The organism is Mycobacteroides franklinii, from assembly GCF_002013895.1.
GTDB classification, from domain to species: Bacteria; Actinomycetota; Actinomycetes; order Mycobacteriales; family Mycobacteriaceae; genus Mycobacterium; species Mycobacterium franklinii.
Genome location: NZ_MAFQ01000003.1, coordinates 378,389 through 393,731, shown reverse-complemented (window position 1 = coordinate 393,731; position 15,343 = coordinate 378,389). Strand labels below are relative to the sequence as shown.

At 64.9% G+C, this 15,343-nt stretch carries 15 protein-coding genes and 6 tRNA genes; 17 read left to right on the top strand and 4 right to left on the bottom strand.

Annotated features, from left to right (window positions below):
* Positions 1-6: 6 nt before the first annotated feature.
* On the bottom strand, positions 7-510 hold the full coding sequence (locus tag B4393_RS05825) for a DUF2505 domain-containing protein (RefSeq protein ID WP_078333360.1): 504 nt from the start codon (positions 508-510) through the stop codon (positions 7-9).
* Between the two features lie 65 nt (positions 511-575).
* Here B4393_RS05825 and B4393_RS05820 point away from each other — a divergent pair, with 65 nt between their 5' ends.
* Positions 576-1,661 (top strand): UDP-N-acetylmuramate dehydrogenase, encoded by a 1,086-nt coding sequence (locus B4393_RS05820; RefSeq protein WP_413816133.1) that lies wholly within the window; start codon positions 576-578, stop codon positions 1,659-1,661.
* Here B4393_RS05820 and B4393_RS05815 read toward each other — a convergent pair.
* Positions 1,566-2,801 (bottom strand): MFS transporter, encoded by a 1,236-nt coding sequence (locus tag B4393_RS05815; protein WP_078333294.1) that lies wholly within the window; start codon positions 2,799-2,801, stop codon positions 1,566-1,568. The genes B4393_RS05820 and B4393_RS05815 overlap by 96 nt on opposite strands.
* An 87-nt stretch (positions 2,802-2,888) precedes the next feature.
* Between B4393_RS05815 and B4393_RS05810 the strand changes: the two genes are divergently transcribed.
* A complete protein-coding gene (locus B4393_RS05810) occupies positions 2,889-3,323 on the top strand; it encodes a winged helix-turn-helix transcriptional regulator (protein WP_078333293.1) in 435 nt (144 codons plus the stop codon).
* Here B4393_RS05810 and B4393_RS05805 read toward each other — a convergent pair.
* Positions 3,310-4,542 (bottom strand): serine hydrolase domain-containing protein, encoded by a 1,233-nt coding sequence (locus B4393_RS05805; RefSeq protein ID WP_078333292.1) that lies wholly within the window; start codon positions 4,540-4,542, stop codon positions 3,310-3,312. The two genes, B4393_RS05810 and B4393_RS05805, sit on opposite strands and share 14 nt — an antisense overlap.
* 99 nt (positions 4,543-4,641) lie before the next feature.
* Between B4393_RS05805 and B4393_RS05800 the strand changes: the two genes are divergently transcribed.
* From B4393_RS05800 to B4393_RS05760, 9 genes are all read left to right on the top strand, one after another.
* Positions 4,642-5,085, top strand: a complete 444-nt coding sequence (locus B4393_RS05800; protein WP_078333359.1) for a hypothetical protein — start codon at positions 4,642-4,644, stop codon at positions 5,083-5,085.
* Between the two features lie 99 nt (positions 5,086-5,184).
* Positions 5,185-6,555: a L,D-transpeptidase gene (locus tag B4393_RS05795; RefSeq protein ID WP_078333291.1), complete on the top strand. Its 1,371-nt coding sequence runs from the start codon at positions 5,185-5,187 to the stop codon at positions 6,553-6,555.
* 434 nt (positions 6,556-6,989) lie between these two features.
* Positions 6,990-7,074: transfer RNA gene (locus B4393_RS05790), tRNA-Leu, on the top strand.
* 84 nt (positions 7,075-7,158) lie between these two features.
* Positions 7,159-7,641, top strand: coding sequence for an HNH endonuclease (locus B4393_RS05785; protein WP_191988850.1), 483 nt, complete (start codon positions 7,159-7,161; stop codon positions 7,639-7,641).
* 17 nt (positions 7,642-7,658) lie between these two features.
* A tRNA-Asn gene (locus tag B4393_RS05780) sits at positions 7,659-7,730 on the top strand.
* 41 nt (positions 7,731-7,771) lie between these two features.
* Positions 7,772-7,843: transfer RNA gene (locus tag B4393_RS05775), tRNA-Gln, on the top strand.
* A gap of 39 nt (positions 7,844-7,882) precedes the next feature.
* Positions 7,883-7,956, top strand: a tRNA-His gene (locus tag B4393_RS05770).
* Positions 7,957-7,958: 2 nt separating this feature from the next.
* Positions 7,959-8,031: transfer RNA gene (locus B4393_RS05765), tRNA-Arg, on the top strand.
* 14 nt (positions 8,032-8,045) lie between these two features.
* Positions 8,046-8,117, top strand: a tRNA-Arg gene (locus tag B4393_RS05760).
* Between the two features lie 159 nt (positions 8,118-8,276).
* Here B4393_RS05760 and B4393_RS05755 read toward each other — a convergent pair.
* Positions 8,277-9,026 (bottom strand): SDR family oxidoreductase, encoded by a 750-nt coding sequence (locus tag B4393_RS05755; RefSeq protein WP_070939256.1) that lies wholly within the window; start codon positions 9,024-9,026, stop codon positions 8,277-8,279.
* A 297-nt stretch (positions 9,027-9,323) separates the two neighbouring features.
* Here B4393_RS05755 and B4393_RS05750 point away from each other — a divergent pair, with 297 nt between their 5' ends.
* The 6 genes from B4393_RS05750 (at position 9,324) to B4393_RS05725 (ending at position 15,269) form a co-directional block, all read left to right on the top strand.
* Positions 9,324-10,562 carry an ROK family transcriptional regulator gene (locus tag B4393_RS05750; RefSeq protein WP_078333290.1) on the top strand — a complete coding sequence of 413 codons (1,239 nt, stop codon included), beginning with the start codon at positions 9,324-9,326 and terminating at the stop codon, positions 10,560-10,562.
* Between the two features lie 100 nt (positions 10,563-10,662).
* Positions 10,663-11,124 (top strand): SRPBCC family protein, encoded by a 462-nt coding sequence (locus B4393_RS05745; RefSeq protein WP_070939257.1) that lies wholly within the window; start codon positions 10,663-10,665, stop codon positions 11,122-11,124.
* Between the two features lie 64 nt (positions 11,125-11,188).
* Positions 11,189-12,520 (top strand): D-inositol-3-phosphate glycosyltransferase, encoded by a 1,332-nt coding sequence (mshA, locus tag B4393_RS05740; RefSeq protein ID WP_078333289.1) that lies wholly within the window; start codon positions 11,189-11,191, stop codon positions 12,518-12,520.
* Positions 12,517-13,020: a type III secretion system chaperone family protein gene (locus tag B4393_RS05735; RefSeq protein ID WP_078333288.1), complete on the top strand. Its 504-nt coding sequence runs from the start codon at positions 12,517-12,519 to the stop codon at positions 13,018-13,020. The genes mshA and B4393_RS05735 overlap by 4 nt, the downstream gene beginning before the upstream one ends.
* Before the next feature lie 67 nt (positions 13,021-13,087).
* Entirely contained in the window at positions 13,088-14,662 is a 1,575-nt protein-coding gene (locus B4393_RS05730) for an AMP-binding protein (RefSeq protein ID WP_078333287.1), read from the top strand.
* A 52-nt stretch (positions 14,663-14,714) separates the two neighbouring features.
* Positions 14,715-15,269, top strand: coding sequence for a pyridoxamine 5'-phosphate oxidase family protein (locus B4393_RS05725; RefSeq protein ID WP_078333286.1), 555 nt, complete (start codon positions 14,715-14,717; stop codon positions 15,267-15,269).
* Positions 15,270-15,343: the final 74 nt, after the last annotated feature.

Genomic DNA, 15,343 nt, shown 5'->3' with positions numbered 1-15,343 from the left:
CCCAGGTTAGCCGTGGGTAGCGATCCACTCCGAGGTGAATCGCTGCTCTGCCGACAGCAGGTCCATGAGCTTGCCGCCGACGAAGCCTTCGATCTTGCCGCCTACCAGCGGAATCTTGACTTCCACGCTGATCTTCAGGTCCAGCCGCGCGCCCTTGGCCCCGTCGTGCAGGCGGGCGGCGCCGGACAGGGTGACGGGTGCACCCGGTATCGAGCCCACCACGGTGCCCTCGGATGCACGGTCGGCGATGGCGCTCCACTTCTCGGTGCGGACAATCTGCAGATCGCCGCGGTGGAACTGCGACACGATGCCCGGCAGCCGGTCGCTGCGCAGCACCTGAGTGGTCACGATTTCGAGGGCGCCGCCGTCGGATTTCAGGGAATCCAGTGTCGCGGTATCAGCACCGGAGCTTGTCAGACGTTCATTCCAGTAGGTCTCGTCGGCGAAGGCCGCATGGACTTGCTCGACGGTAGCCGAGTACTCCACTGACAGGTCAAATGAGCGCGCCATGGGTGGCAAGGCTACCGTTAGCGCCCGTGAGCTTGGATGAGCCGCTTGCGCGAAGACCGAAAAGGCTGACAGCGGCAACGCGCGCGGAGATCGAGGATCTCGGCGCCGCGGTGACCGATGATGCCCCGCTGGCTTCGTTGACGACATTGCGGTTGGGGCCGGTGGTCCCCGCGCTTGTTCGGTGCGAGAGCACCGCGCAGGTGACCGGCACGCTGGCCGCGCTCGCCGGCCAACCGACCCTGCTCCTCGCCGGTGGTTCCAATGTGGTTTTGGCAGATGAGCTGCCGGACCTGACGGTGGTTCACATCGCCGCGGCCGGTGTCACGGTGGAGGGGCCGCTGCTGCGCGCGGATGCGGGAAGCAATTGGGACGAGGTGGTGGCGTTGTCGCTGCGGGCCGGTCTCGGTGGGCTGGAATGCCTCTCGGGAATCCCGGGCACGGCGGGCGCTACCCCTGTGCAGAACGTGGGTGCCTACGGCGTCGAGGTTGCCTCGCTGCTACGACGAGTGCGGGTACTGGACCGGGGAACTGGCCAGGTGCGCTGGTATCAGCCCGACGAACTGGGGTTCGGTTACCGCACAAGCATTCTCAAGGACACCGACGCTCGCGTGGTGCTGGAAGTCGAATTCGGTTTGTCCACGGACGGACTGAGTTCTTCGATCCGCTACCCGGAGCTGGCCAAGGAGCTGGGGGTAGCGCAAGGGGAGCGCACCGACGCGCTGGCCGTACGCGAGGCGGTGCTCGGACTGCGCCGGCGCAAGGGCATGGTGCTCGACGAGTCCGATCGTGACACCTGGAGCGTAGGCTCATTTTTCACGAATCCTGTTGTCGCAGAGGGTGACGTGGATGACGTTCGGGCGCGGGTGCGCGATCACCTGGGGCCGGATACCGTGATGCCGCAGTATCCGGCTGAGGGTGGAGTGAAACTGTCGGCGGGCTGGCTGGTGGAGCGCGCCGGATTCGTCAAGGGCTACCCGGGGGAGCAGTCGACAGTGCGGGTGTCCACGAAACATGCGCTGGCACTGACGCATCGCGGTGGGGGTAGCTCCGGTGAGTTATTGGCGCTCGCACGCACCGTGCGTGATGGGGTCCTGGAGAGCTTCGGGGTGCGGTTGGTGCCTGAGCCGGTGCTGGTGGGCTGCTCTCTCTGAGATGGCCCAATAGGCAAGTGCGCCAACGCTGATAGTGGCACCCAGCAGGCACACGCCGGTCCATCCGTGGACCGAGTACACCCACGTCGACACGATGGCGCCCACGGCGCTGCCCATGGAGTAGAACGTCATGTAGGCAGCCGTCAGACGCCCGTGAAGTTCGGTGTCCAGCCGGTAGATGAGACTCTGGTTCGCCACATGCACCGACTGCAGGCCAAAGTCGATGATCACGACAGCTAGGGCGAGCCCGAGCAGGGTCCAGTGCAGAGTCGCCGCCAAGGCCCATGCCGCCAGCATCAAGGACAGCCCGATGCCGGTGACCCGGGTGGCCCAGCCGTCATCGCACCACGCCCCGGCCTTGAAGGCTCCCAGCGCACCGGCGGCCCCGGCCAACCCGAATAGCCCGACGTGGGTGTGCGACAAGTGATATGGAGCAGCCGTGAGGGCCAGCACCATGGGCGTCAGGAGCACCGTGATGGCGGCGAAGACGAGCATCGCGATGATGGCCCGCGAACGCAGGACCGGCTCGTCGTGCAGCAGTCGCAGCGTCGAGAGCAGCAGCCTGCGGTAGGGGAGCGCCTGTCGCGTACGGGTGGATCGGGGCAGGGTGCGCATCAGCATCCCGGCAGTGGCCACCGTGGCGATGGCCGCCACCACATACACCGACCGCCAGCCGAAGAGGTCGGATAGTGCGCCGGATACCGTGCGCGCCAGAAGAATTCCGCTGATAATGCCGCCGGTGACCACGCCGACGGCCCATCCCTGTCGCTCCGGCGCGGCGTGCACCGCCGTATAGGTGACCATCACCTGGGTCACTACGGCCAGTGCGCCCAGGGCGGTGATGCTCGCCAGGAACGTCCACGCGTTGGGCGCGATCGCCGTGGCGAGCAGTGACACTCCCAGCAGTACGGTCTGCCCGACGATGAGCCGCCGTTGATCGACGATATCGCCGAGGGGCACGATCAGTAGCAGACCGATGGCGTAACCGATCTGGGGGAGCGTGAGCACGATGCCGACTTCTGCTGTGGGCGTCGAGAATTGCGCGCCGATGGTGTCCAGCAGTGGTTGAGAGAAGTAGATGGTTGCCACCGCGAGCCCGCAGGCGAACGAGAACAACACGATGACGGGTCTGGTCAGCACGCGCGCCTCTCGGTAGAGTTGGTTTCACTTCGCAACCGTTCGAGCATCGCATGGGTGGTTGCATTTTGCAACCAAAGGAGTTCACCGATGGTGGGACGCGCCAGTCATGCGGAATCGAGCTGCACCCTGGCAAGGCCGTTGGGTGAGATCGGCGACGGCTGGTCGTTGCTGATCGTCCGCGACGCGTTCGACGGATTGCGCAGATTCGGGGAGTTTCAGAAGAGTCTTGGGCTCGCCAAGAACATCCTGGCGTCCCGTTTGGCGGCGCTGGTGGACAACGGCATTCTGGAGGTCGTTCCAGCCGGGGCGCGGCACGAATATCGACTGACGGACAAGGGTCGCGGCCTGTTTCCCGTCCTGGTCGCACTGCGGCAGTGGAGTGACGAGTTCTGCTTCCTGCCGGGTGAACCGCGCGTTTCTCTGGTGGATTGCGAGACATCGCGCCCCGTGCGGCGCTTTGAACTGCGAGCCTCCGATGGTCGCTTGCTGACGCCGGAAGATACGACAGTCAGTTCAGGTTGAGCCAGTACCCGCCGTGTTCCTGATATCCCAGACCGCGGTAGACGGCGTCGATCAAGGACTGTGCCCGCGAATCGACCACGATGCCGGTGCCTTGCTTGGTCATGGTGTAGCCGAAGGACATTCGTGCCCCTGGGTCGGCGAAGCCTGCCGAACCGCCCATGCCGCAGTGCCCGAACGCCCCCGGCGCCAGGATGAGGCTGCTGCCTTTACTCAGGGTGCGATTGTCGCCGCCCGTATGAAAACCCAGTGTCCAGCGGGTGGGGATGCCGACGGTCGCGTCGATTGCCGACGCGGACACGACCTGCGACATCTGCACGATCTGTGCGCTGCTGACAACACGCGTGCCATCGGCACTGCCGTCGAGCGCCAAGGGGCGATACATCGTGGCCAGACCGCGGCCGTTGGATATGCCATTGACTGATGGGAACTCCGCGGCATGAAACGTACGGGTGTTGATCTGGCGTTCGGCAGTAGGTGCGGGCAGCAGGAATCCGCCGGAGTTGAGTACGACGAGCCCGGGTATCGAGGTGGGGTCGGTGAGAGCGGTACGGAAGAAGACGGGCAGTTCGGCAAGGTCAGCCGGGATATCAGCGGCGATGGACTGCGCAACGCGGTGTTCCTCGTCCTCGGGCAGTCCGATCCAAAAATCGGCACTGAGCGGCCCCGCGACCGCCTCCCGGAAGAACTGGCCCACTGTGCGCCCGGTGATCCTGCGGACCACTTCTCCGACAAGATGGCCGATGGTCAGCGCGTGATACCCCGATCGAGTGCCCGGTTCCCATAACGGTGCCTGAGCCGCGAGCAGGCCGGTGACCAATTCCCAGTCGGCATAGCCCTTATCCGGCAGCGTTTCTCGTATCGCCGCCAGCCCCGCCTGATGGTTGAGCAGCATCCGAACCGGAATGTCGGCCTTGCCGTTCTCGGCGAACTCCGGCCAGTAGGCGGCCACCGGCGCGTCGAAGTCAAGCTGGCCGCGGTCTGCCAGCACATGAGCGCATAAGGCCGTGGCCCCCTTGGTGCAGGAGTACACGGGCACGACAGTGTCGGATTCCCACGCGGCGCCGTCCTCGTGCGCCGATCCGCCCCAGAGATCGACGACAACGTCACCGTCGACCATCACGCAGACCGCCGCTCCTAGCTCGCCGCGCTCGGCGAAATTACGTTCGAATTCCTCGCGTACCTGGCTGAACCGTGCGTCACAGGACCCACCCGTCGTCATGGACCGACGGTAGGCGAAAGCGATACCGCTTGGGCTTGTCTTCAGGGATTGGAGTCGCGGGTCGTCTACCGTTCGAAGGTCGCCGACGAAGGAGCGCCCATGCGGATCGGATTCCTGGCACTACTGGTGTGGCTCGGCATGCTCATGCTGCCGGTCGCAGCGGCCGACGCCGGCGCGACACCGGTGGACCCGTCGTCCGCGGAGGGGGCCGCCGTCCTGGCGCCCGCCATTGCGGATGTGACGGCCCAACTCGGCAAGCCGGTCCGTTTAGAGGTACGTAGCCTCAAGGCCGCCGAAGGCTGGGCCTTTCTGTGGTCTGCCATCCAGGGGCCCGATGGCAGCCCCGTCGACTACACCGGGACTCCCTTTGCCGAGGCCGCCGCCAACGGCGTCCTGTCGAAGAAATACGTGGCGCTGCTGCATCAGGACGATCAGGGCTGGACGCTCGTCGACAAGCGCGTGGGCCCGAGCGATATCGCCTGGGCCGGGTGGGGGGCCCAGTACGGTGCGCCTGCGGCGATCTTCGATATCCCGGTCTACTAGCCGATTCGCGGGACAAAACCGCACGTCCCGCCCGATCCGGGGTGTGATCCTGGTCGGGCTGGGCGAAGCTGTCCGCGGCGGCCCGTATCGTTGGGTGTCGTGAAGTACCCCAGACCAGATCTCCGTGATGCGCTGACGCGACGACGCGCGCTCACGATTTTGGGTCTGACGGTGCCCGCTGTTGCTGCGGCCTGCACGAGCGTCGGCCCGAACGCACCCGAAGAGGCCCCCTCGCCGGGAGCCTCCCTGACCTTCCTGCCTGATGACAAGGCCAAGGACGTCAACCCGACGGCGCCGGTCAGTGTGACGGTGGCCAATGGCTGGTTCCAGGACGTCAAGCTGGTCAACGCGGACGGCAAGGTTGTCGCCGGAGTGCTCAGCCGCGACCAGACAAGGTTCCGCACCACCGAACCGCTCGGATTCGATGTGACCTACACCTGGAAGGGCTCGGCGGTGGGCCTGGACGGCAAGGCCGTCGGGGTGTCCGGCGCGTTCACCACCTTGGCGCCGACGGCGAAGGTCAATGGCCAGTTCCAGCTCGCCGACGGGCAGACGGTGGGTATCGCTGCCCCCGTCATCATCCAGTTCGATGCGCATATCGCGGACAAGGCCGCGGTGGAGCGTTCGCTGAGCATCACCTGCGATCCGCCCACCGAAGGTGGTTGGGCCTGGTTGCCCGACGAGGCGCAGGGCTCCCGGGTGCATTGGCGGTCCCGTGAATACTTCAAGGCCGGCACCAAGGTCGACGTGAAGGCCAATCTTTATGGAATTCCTTTCGGTGACGGTGCTTTTGGCAACGAGGACATGTCCCTGGACTTCAGTGTGGGGCGCCGCCAGGTTGTCTACGCCGATGCGCAGAGTCACCGCATTCGAGTGACTACCGACGAGGGCACCATCCTTGACCTGCCGTGTAGCTACGGTGAGGCAGATCTGCCGCGCAACGTCACCCGCAGCGGAATTCACGTTGTCACGGAGAAGTACGAGGACTTCTGGATGTCCAACCCGGCGGCCGGTTACACCAACGTGCACGAACGCTTCGCGGTTCGAATCTCGAACAACGGCGAGTTCATCCACGCCAATCCGAACACCACCGGACAACAGGGCAACACGAACGTCACGAACGGCTGTATCAATTTGTCGCTGGGTGATGCCGAGTCGTACTTCCGGACTGCCATGTACGGCGATCCCGTTGAGGTGACCGGTACCTCGATCGAGTTGTCGTACGCCGACGGCGACCTGTGGGACTGGGTGGTCGATTGGCCGACCTGGCAGTCGATGTCGGCGCTTCCCCCGAATCCGAAGGAACGAACCGTCACATCGTCGCCGACGACAACGACTTCGTCGATCCCGACGACCGTACCGCTGACCCCGTCGGGTGCGCCGACCCTCTCGGGGACGCCGACGTCAGCGCCGTCGACCCCGTCGGGCGCGCCATCGCTCTCGGCCACGCCGACGACGACGCGTCGATAGCCCTGCGCGCAGAAAAACCATGTCGCCCAGCCGATGATGGCTGGTAGCGTCACGCCCATGTCCGCACGGTTCCATGACGAGCAGATTGCCGGGATGCGCCTAGCATCGCCGGTTGTTTCGTCGTGGTCGCAGCGACTTACCGCTCAGCAGGCGGGTGGAAGATCAGGCGGCAAGCGATCGCCGGCCAACGATTCTCATGAATATCTCAACCTTTTGGTTTGCTCTGCTAGGGATGTCGCCCGACATTCCTAGAGTTGAGTGCGCTCGAAACTGCTGAACTACAACGTATTAATCGAAATTAAAGGGGTTTACATCGGCCCATCGCCGATGCACCATTGTTTGCGGCGCGACCAGCGAGGCTGCGTTGATCACCCGGCGAATTTCGGAAGTGATTGTGCTGCAGTTTATTTGATAAATCCATAGTGGTGACATATGCGTCCGTGGCGAAACTGGGATACGCGCTGGATTCAGACTCCAGTGCCCGAAACGGGCATGCAGGTTCGACTCCTGCCGGACGTACGCACATGTGTCGATGAGGGGTTCCCGTCTTGCCCGCGCGACACAGCCGACGACCAATCGACCAAGGAAAGGAGGTACGCGGCAATGTCGACTTTGATGGCCAACCAAACCGTGCAGTTCTGCAACGCCGATTACCGCGTACTGCACCAGATTCCGTGGCAGCACGCGATCAAGCTGATTCTCAAGGGGGTCGTGTACGCCATCGACACCCACCGCCCCGCGGTGCACGTGCGCAGTGCATCGCTGGTCATCGAGCTGCCGGTCTCGATCGCGCTGCGTGAGTACGTGTACATCCCGTACACCTCACAAAATCGCGTCAGCCGGGTGGGAGTGCTGCGGCGCGATGGCTACGCCTGTGTGTACTGCGGGGCCTCGGCCGAAACGTGGGATCACGTCCTGCCGCGGTCTCGTGGGGGAGTCGACTCCTGGCTCAACACGGTAGCGGCCTGCCGGGACTGTAACGGGTTCAAGGGTAACCGCACTCCGCAAGAGGCCGGGATGACCCTCATGCGTGAGCCTTTCGAGCCGAAGGAACGAGACAGGTTCACCTATGCGATGGCTCCATAGGTGCCTCACCAGTGCTTTCCCCGGTTGGTTAATCGGTAAACCGGCGGATTGTTGATCCGTGACTGCAGGTCCGAATCCTGCTCGGGGAGCGCGGTGGTGCAGGTTCGAATCGCTTCGTACGCACCAACAATGCCTTGTGGGGTAATCGGTCGCCCACCGGACTTTGAATCCGGGAGTTCAGGTTCGAGCCCTGGCGAGGCAGCGAACCGGAGACTGTTCGAATCCCTCCGCCTCCGCCATGGCGGCCGTGGTGTAGCGGAAACACAGCGGTCTGTGACTCCGCAGTCGAGGGTTCAACTCCCTCCGGTCGCCCCAACGCCCCTGTAGCGCAATGGATAGCGCGCCGGTTTCCGGAACCGGAAGTTGTGGGTTCGAATCCCGCCGGGGGTGCCGAAAGGCACCACACCCCTGTAGCTCAACGGACAGAGTGACGGCCTACGAAGCCGTGGATGGAAGTTCGATTCTTCCCGGGGGTACCTACCGCGCCGGACTAGCTCAACAGGAAGCGCGCCTGTCGTGTACACACGTGACGCGGGTTCGATTCCCGCCAGAGGCGCCAGCTTTTCTGTTCGGTGTTCGGTCATGACCGAACACCGAACACAAGGCAATGTGTGGTCCAGGAAGGTCCGAACCTCTTACTGACGCGTCGCCCTGCGGGTAGACGAGGCCTGATCCCGCGGCTTGACCACAATCTGGTCCAGGTTGACGTGCGGCGGCCGCGACGCGACGAAGGCAATGATCTCGGCGACATCCTCGGCCACCAGGGGTGTGATTCCTCGGTACACCGCGTCGGCGCGGTCCTGGTCGCCGTCGAAGCGGACCACCGAGAACTCCGTCTCCACCGCGCCCGGCGCGACCTCGGTGAGCCGCACCGGCTTTCCGAGAAGCTCACCGCGCAATGTGCGATGCAGCGCCGCCTGAGCGTGCTTGGCGGATGTGTATCCGCTGCCGCCGTCGTAGACGTCGAGTGCGGCGATGGATGTGATGGTGACGATGAGCCCGTCGCCGGAGGCAATCAGCTTGGGCAGCAGCGCGCGGGTCACCTGCAGGGTGCCCACCACATTGGTTTCCCACATCCAGCGCCAGTGCTCCAGATCCGCTTCCAACACCGGCTCCAGGCCCCACGCGCCGCCGGCGTTGTTGATCAGCACATCCACCCGGTCCAGGCTCTGCGCAAGGGCCGCAACCGAATCGGCATCGGTGACATCGAGCACAACCGCGGTGCCCCCGATTTCATCGGCGAGAGCCTTGACGCGGTCTTCTCGACGCGCCGCGACGACGACGTGAAACCCAAGGGCAGCAAGTGATTTAGCGGTGGCCGCGCCGATTCCGGAGCTGGCGCCGGTGACGACCGCGACCCGGCCGTCGAACGTGGGATTGGTCATGGTCGTCACTGTAGTCAGAAGTCCTACTAGGACATCGGCTCGTAGGGATGCTAAATTTCGCCTGTGTCCAACACGCGTGCCGCCGAACCCCGGGTCACTTTTGTGATCGCGGGTATTGGTTCTCGGCTGCCGCTGGCTCGCGAGCTGTGTTGTCGCTGCGTCTGTCGCTGCGCCTGATTTCTGCGTCTTTCTTGACGTCTCGGGCGTGGTATCGCCCCAGTTCACAACACCAAAAGCCACCTGTAGCCCGTGTTTCAGCCCTCGCCTGAATCCGGCCCCCGCCAAAGGACCCATCTCATGACTGCTCCGGTTCGCCGACCTGTTTCCCGCCACCAGATTCACCCGCCCGCCCTGTACATCGGCGATAGCGCCGCGTCCTCGGTCTTCCGCGCCGCCCGTGTGCGCGGGCCCGTCGCCCGCGACGCAATTGCCCAGGTCACGGGCCTTTCCATCGCTACCGTCAACCGGCAGGTGACGGCGTTGCTGGACGCCGGACTGCTGCGTGAACGCGCCGACCTGGCGGTTTCGGGCGCCATCGGCCGCCCGCGGGTGCCCGTGGAGCTCAACCACGAGCCGTTCCTGACCCTGGGCATCCACATAGGTGCCCGCGCCACCAGCATCGTGGCGACCGACCTGTTCGGGCGGACCCTGGATGTGGTGGAAACTCCCACGCCAAACGGTCCGCAAGGTGCCGCGCTGGCGTCCCTGGCCGGCAGCGCGCAGCGCTACCTGGCCCGTTGGCACCGCCGCCGGCCACTGTGGGTAGGTGTAGCCACCGGTGGTGTGGTCGACGGACCGGCCGGGACGGTGGATCACCCGCGTTTGGGCTGGACCGAGGCGCCGGTGGGCCGAGTCTTCGCCGACACCCTGGGTCTGCCGGTATCGGTGGCCTCGCACGTGGACGCGATGGCCGGTGCCGAGCTGCTACTGGGACTGCGCCGCTTCGCGGCCCGCTCCTTGACGAGCCTGTACGTATACGCCCGTGAGACAGTTGGTTTCGCGCTTGCCATCGATGGACGGGTACACAGCCCGTCCAGTGGGCCGGGAACCATTGCGGCACTGCCGGTCGATTCCGAATTGTTAGGCGGCACCGGCAAGTTGGAGACCACCGTCAGTGATGAGGCGGTGCTGGCCGCGGCACGCAAGCTTCGCATCGTGCCCGCCGGTGAAGGGGTCTCGGTGAGTGCCGTGTACAAGGCCGCGCGCGGCGGCAATGAGTCTGCGCGCCAACTGCTTTCCGAACGCGGACGCGTGTTGGGCCAGTCGGTGGCGCTGTTGCGGGACATCCTCAACCCCGACGAGGTGATCGTCGGTGGCCAGGCCTTCACCGAGTACCCCGAAGTGATGAATGACGTCGAGACCGCCTTCCTGGACCGATCGACGTTATCCAAGCGCGATATTCGGGTGACGGCCTTCGGCAACCGGGTGCAGGAGGCCGGCGCCGGTGTGGTGTCGCTGGGCGGGCTGTTCGCCGATCCCTTGGGTGCCATGCGGCGGGCGTCGGCGCGCCGCGGCGAGGCCTCTGCACTGGCCTGAGGCTCTGAGCTGCACCGAGCGTGAAGCCATGGCGGGGTTTCGCACGGTTTTCCGCCATGGCTTCACACTCGGCGAAGGTGAAAGTGATAGGGATGTGCACATGACGCATATCCATCACGTCTCCTCCGCAAAGGTGCCCATGGCATACGCCTTCGACTATGTCAGTGATGCGCACCATCTGGCGGACTGGATGTTCGGGATCGAGCACGTTCGCTTCGTCAACGACGTGTCACGCGGCCTTGGCGCCAAGTACGACATTGCCATCAACCTCGGCGCCACCCTGCGGTCGACAATCGAGGTGACCGGGTGGGACCCGGACACCCTGTTCACCACCGAGTCGCGTTCGGGGATCGACAACCAGATCGAATGTCGTTTCCGGCCCACCTCCGACGACGAAACCGAGCTGGAGATCAACATCGACTACCGGCTGCCCGGCGGGCTTGCCGGGCGCGCGCTCGGCAAGGTCATTTCGCCGTTCATCTCGCTGGCCATCACGCATTCGGACGAGAAGCTGCGCAAGATCCTCGAAGAGGGATACCGGCAGGAGATCAGGTCACGCTGACGCTCAAACCGCTGGTAGCGATGCTGCGCGTCAACCGTCTGTGGGTAAGTGACAAGATGGCTGTGTGCTTAGTGGCGATGAGTTCGCGCGCCGGGCGGTTGCGGCGCTGAAGCCGCGCCGCGTCGCCGTCCTATCCGTACACACCTCACCACTGGCTCAGCCGGGTACCGGCGATGCCGGCGGTATGAACGTCTACGTGCTGCAGACGGCACTTCAGCTGGCCCGTCGGGGTGTCGCCGTCGACATCTTCACCCGTGCCACCGCGTCGTCCGATGAGCCGGCGGTGGCCGTCGCCGACGGGGTGACGGTGCGCAATATCGTCGCCGGCCCCTTCGAGGGCTTGGACAAGTACGACCTGCCTACCCAGCTGTGCGCATTCACCGCCGGGGTGCTGCGGGCCGAGGCGATCCACGAGCCCGGCTACTACAACCTGGTTCACTCGCACTACTGGCTCTCCGGCCAGGCAGGCTGGCTGGCCCGCGATCGCTGGGGTGTTCCGCTGGTGCACACCGCGCATACGCTGGCCGCCGTCAAGAACCAGACCCTAGCCGAGGGGGACCGCCCGGAGCCCGCGTTGCGCGCCGTGGGTGAGCAGCAGGTGGTAGATGAGGCCGACCGGCTCATCGTCAACACCAAAGATGAGGCCAAGCAACTGGTTTCGATACATAACGCGGACCCTGGGCGCATCGATATTGTCCATCCCGGCGTCGACCTGGACGTGTTTACTCCGGGCGACAGGGCTGCCGCCCGCGCCGAATTCGGCCTGCGGACCGATGAGCAGGTGGTGGCCTTCGTCGGGCGCATCCAGCCACTGAAGGCTCCCGATCTGTTGGTCCGCGCCGCTGAGCGGCTGCCCGGGGTTCGGGTTCTGATTGTCGGCGGGCCGTCGGGCAGTGGTCTCGACGAGCCGACGGCGCTGCAGGATCTCGCCGTGGACCTCGGGATCGCCGACCGGGTCACCTTCCTGCCTCCGCAAACACGAGAAAGGCTCGCCCAGGTCTATCGGGCGGCCGATATCGTTGCGGTGCCCAGTCATTCGGAGTCCTTCGGACTGGTGGCCATCGAGGCGCAGGCTTGCGGTACCCCGGTGGTGGCGGCCGCGGTGGGCGGTCTACCGGTCGCGGTCGCCGACGAACGCACCGGTCTGCTGGTGCCGACTCATCGCACCGAGGACTGGGCGGGTGCGATCGGGAGCTTGCTGGCGCGTACGGGATCCGACCTCAGCCGTGCGGCCGTAGAACATGCCGCGGGCTTCTCCTGGTCCAGCACCGCGGACTCATTGCTGTCGAGTTACAGCCGTGCCATCGCCGATTACCGTGCGCCACAAAGGCCCTCCACGCAGCGAGCACCTCGTTCGCGTTTCCGGGCGCGCCGGCTGTCGGGGCTGCGGCGATGACGACAGCCGAACAGGCCTACGCCACCATCGTGCGGACGCTCGTCGAGCGGGAAGTCACCTTCACCGAACACCACGGGCCCGACGGCAAGCCTTCGCTCATCGTGGAGCTGCCCGGCGAACGCAAGCAGAAGATCACCACGATGCTCAGCCCCGGCGAGCACGCCGTGCGCATCGAGGTGTTCGTCTGCCGCCGTCCCGACGAGAACACCGAGGGTGTGTACCGGTACCTGCTCAAACGCAACCGCCGGTTATACGCCGTCGCGTACACGATCGACAACACGGGCGATATCTATCTGGTGGGTCGCCTACCGCTGCCCGCGATCACACCCGATGAGATCGACAGACTGCTCGGGCAGGTGCTGGAAGCCGTGGACGGCGACTTCAACGTCTTGCTGGAATTGGGATTCAAGACGTCCATTCAGAAGGAATGGGCCTGGCGAACGTCGCGGGGAGAGTCGCTGAAGAATCTCGAGGCCTTTGAGCACCTCATCGAGGACTAGACGGCCCCCGATGGTGGAGGCGAGGACTCTGAGCAGGGACTAGACGCGGCGTGCAAGACTGTCCGGCGTGACCTTTCGAAGCCCGCTGCCCGACGTCTCGATTCCCGACTGCTCCGTCTACGAGTACGTGTTTGGCGATCAAGGCGAAGACGACGGCCGTGTCGCGCTGATCGATGGGCTCTCCGGCGCACAGACCACCTTCGGCGAGCTGCGCTCCCAGGTTGACGCTGCCGCGGCGGGGCTGGCCGACCGCGGTTTCGGCCCGGGTGATGTCGCGGCGGTCTTCCTGCCCAACTGCTCGACCTTCGCCGTCGTACTACATGGCATCCTGCGTGCGGGCGGCACCGCGAGCACGGTCAACGTGTTGTACACCGCCGAGGAGCTCGCCAAGCAGCTCGCCGACTCCAAGTCCCAGCTCATCTTCACGGTCTCGCCGCTGCTGTCGCGCGCGCTGGAGGCCGCCGAGATCGCCGGGCTCGATGCAGCCAACGTGATCACCATCGATCCCGTGGAAGGGCGCCTGTCGTTGGCCGATATCGTGCGGCCCGATCTCGCGCCGCCGCAGATCTCCTTTGACCCGGCAACGCATTTGGCGGTGCTGCCGTACTCGTCGGGAACCACCGGCAAGGCCAAGGGCGTCATGCTCACCCATCGCAACCTGGTCGCCAACATCGCCCAGGCCAAGCACCTCTATGGGGTGGAGCGAGGCGACCGGGTGCTGGCCGTCCTGCCGTTCTTCCATATCTACGGACTGGTGGTGCTGCTCAATGTGCAGCTCAAGCTGGGCGCCGAGCTGATAATCCTGCCGCGCTTCGAGCTCGACACCTTCCTGGGCTCTATCGCCAACTACCGAGTGGACCACGTCTTCGTGGCGCCGCCGGTGGCCGTGGTGCTCGCCAAGCATCCGGATGTCGACAAGCACGACGTCTCCTGCCTGCGTTCGGTGTTCTCGGGTGCCGCGCCGCTGGACGAGCAGCTGGGCAATGCGGTTGCCGCACGTCTCAATTGCCGCGTGAGCCAGGGCTATGGCATGACCGAGCTGAGCCCGGTCAGCCACCTCATTCCGCCGAACCGTCCCGATATCCCGCTCAACTCGGTGGGTATCCCGGTCCCGAATTCCGAGAACAAGCTCATCGACACCGAGACGGGTGTGGAGATCGACGTTCCGGCTGAGGGGGAAAGTGCGCCGGGGGAGCTGCTGGTACGCGGGCCCAATGTGATGGCCGGCTACCTCGGTAACGACGAAGCCACCGCCGCGACGATCGAGCCCGACGGGTTCCTGCACACCGGCGATATCGCGGTGGTGCGCGCCGACGGGGTGGTGACGATCGTCGACCGGCTCAAGGAGCTCATCAAGTACAAGGGTTACCAGGTGCCCCCCGCCGAGCTGGAGGCGCTGCTGCTGACCCATCCGGGTATCGGCGATGCCGCTGTTATCGGGGTACCCGATCCCTCCAGCGGCGAGATCCCCAAGGCCTTTGTGGTGCGCACCGACGCGGACCTCACCGATGAGGCGGTGATGACCTTCATCGAGCAGAAGGTGGCTCCGCACAAGCGGATTCGGCAGGTCGAGTTCATCGACGCGATTCCCAAGAGCGCTGCGGGCAAGATCCTGCGCAAGGATCTGCGCACCCGCATCTGACCCTCCGGAATCCGCTGGCGGATTGTCGGGCCCCGGTGGCACGCTGGACCGCATGGGTCTTGTGTACGAAGAGATCGACGACAAACTGGCGCGATGGCTGACCGATCAGCCGGTGTTCTTCGTGGGCACGGCGCCCAGCGGCTCGGACGGGCACGTCAACGTGTCTCCGAAGGGGATGGCCGGGACCTTTGCGGTGCTGGGGCCGAGCCAGGTGGGCTATCTGGACTATTTCGGAAGCGGCGCGGAGACCATCGCACATGTGCGCGACAACGGGCGCATCGTGCTGATGTTCTGTTCATTCGACAAGCGGTGCCGCATCATTCGGTTACACGGCCGGGCGCGCGTGGTGCAGTTCAATGAACCCGAGTATCCGCAATTGCGTGCGAATTTCGCTAACACGCTCGAAAAGGGTGCTCGTTCAATCATTTTGGTTGATGTCACGCGGGTGGCTGACTCGTGCGGGTACTCGGTTCCGCTGATGGACTTCGTCGGGCATCGCGACGTGTACGAAAAACATGTTGAGAAAGTGCCCGAGGAGAAGTTGACCCTGCAGAGCGCGCTGGAAAACAACGGCAGCTCGATCGATGGACTGACCGCTCTGCGTTAGCCACCGCGCGGGACTACTAACCCGACATTGATCTCGCCGCACCCTTGACAAGCGGCCGGGTGTGCCACACGCTT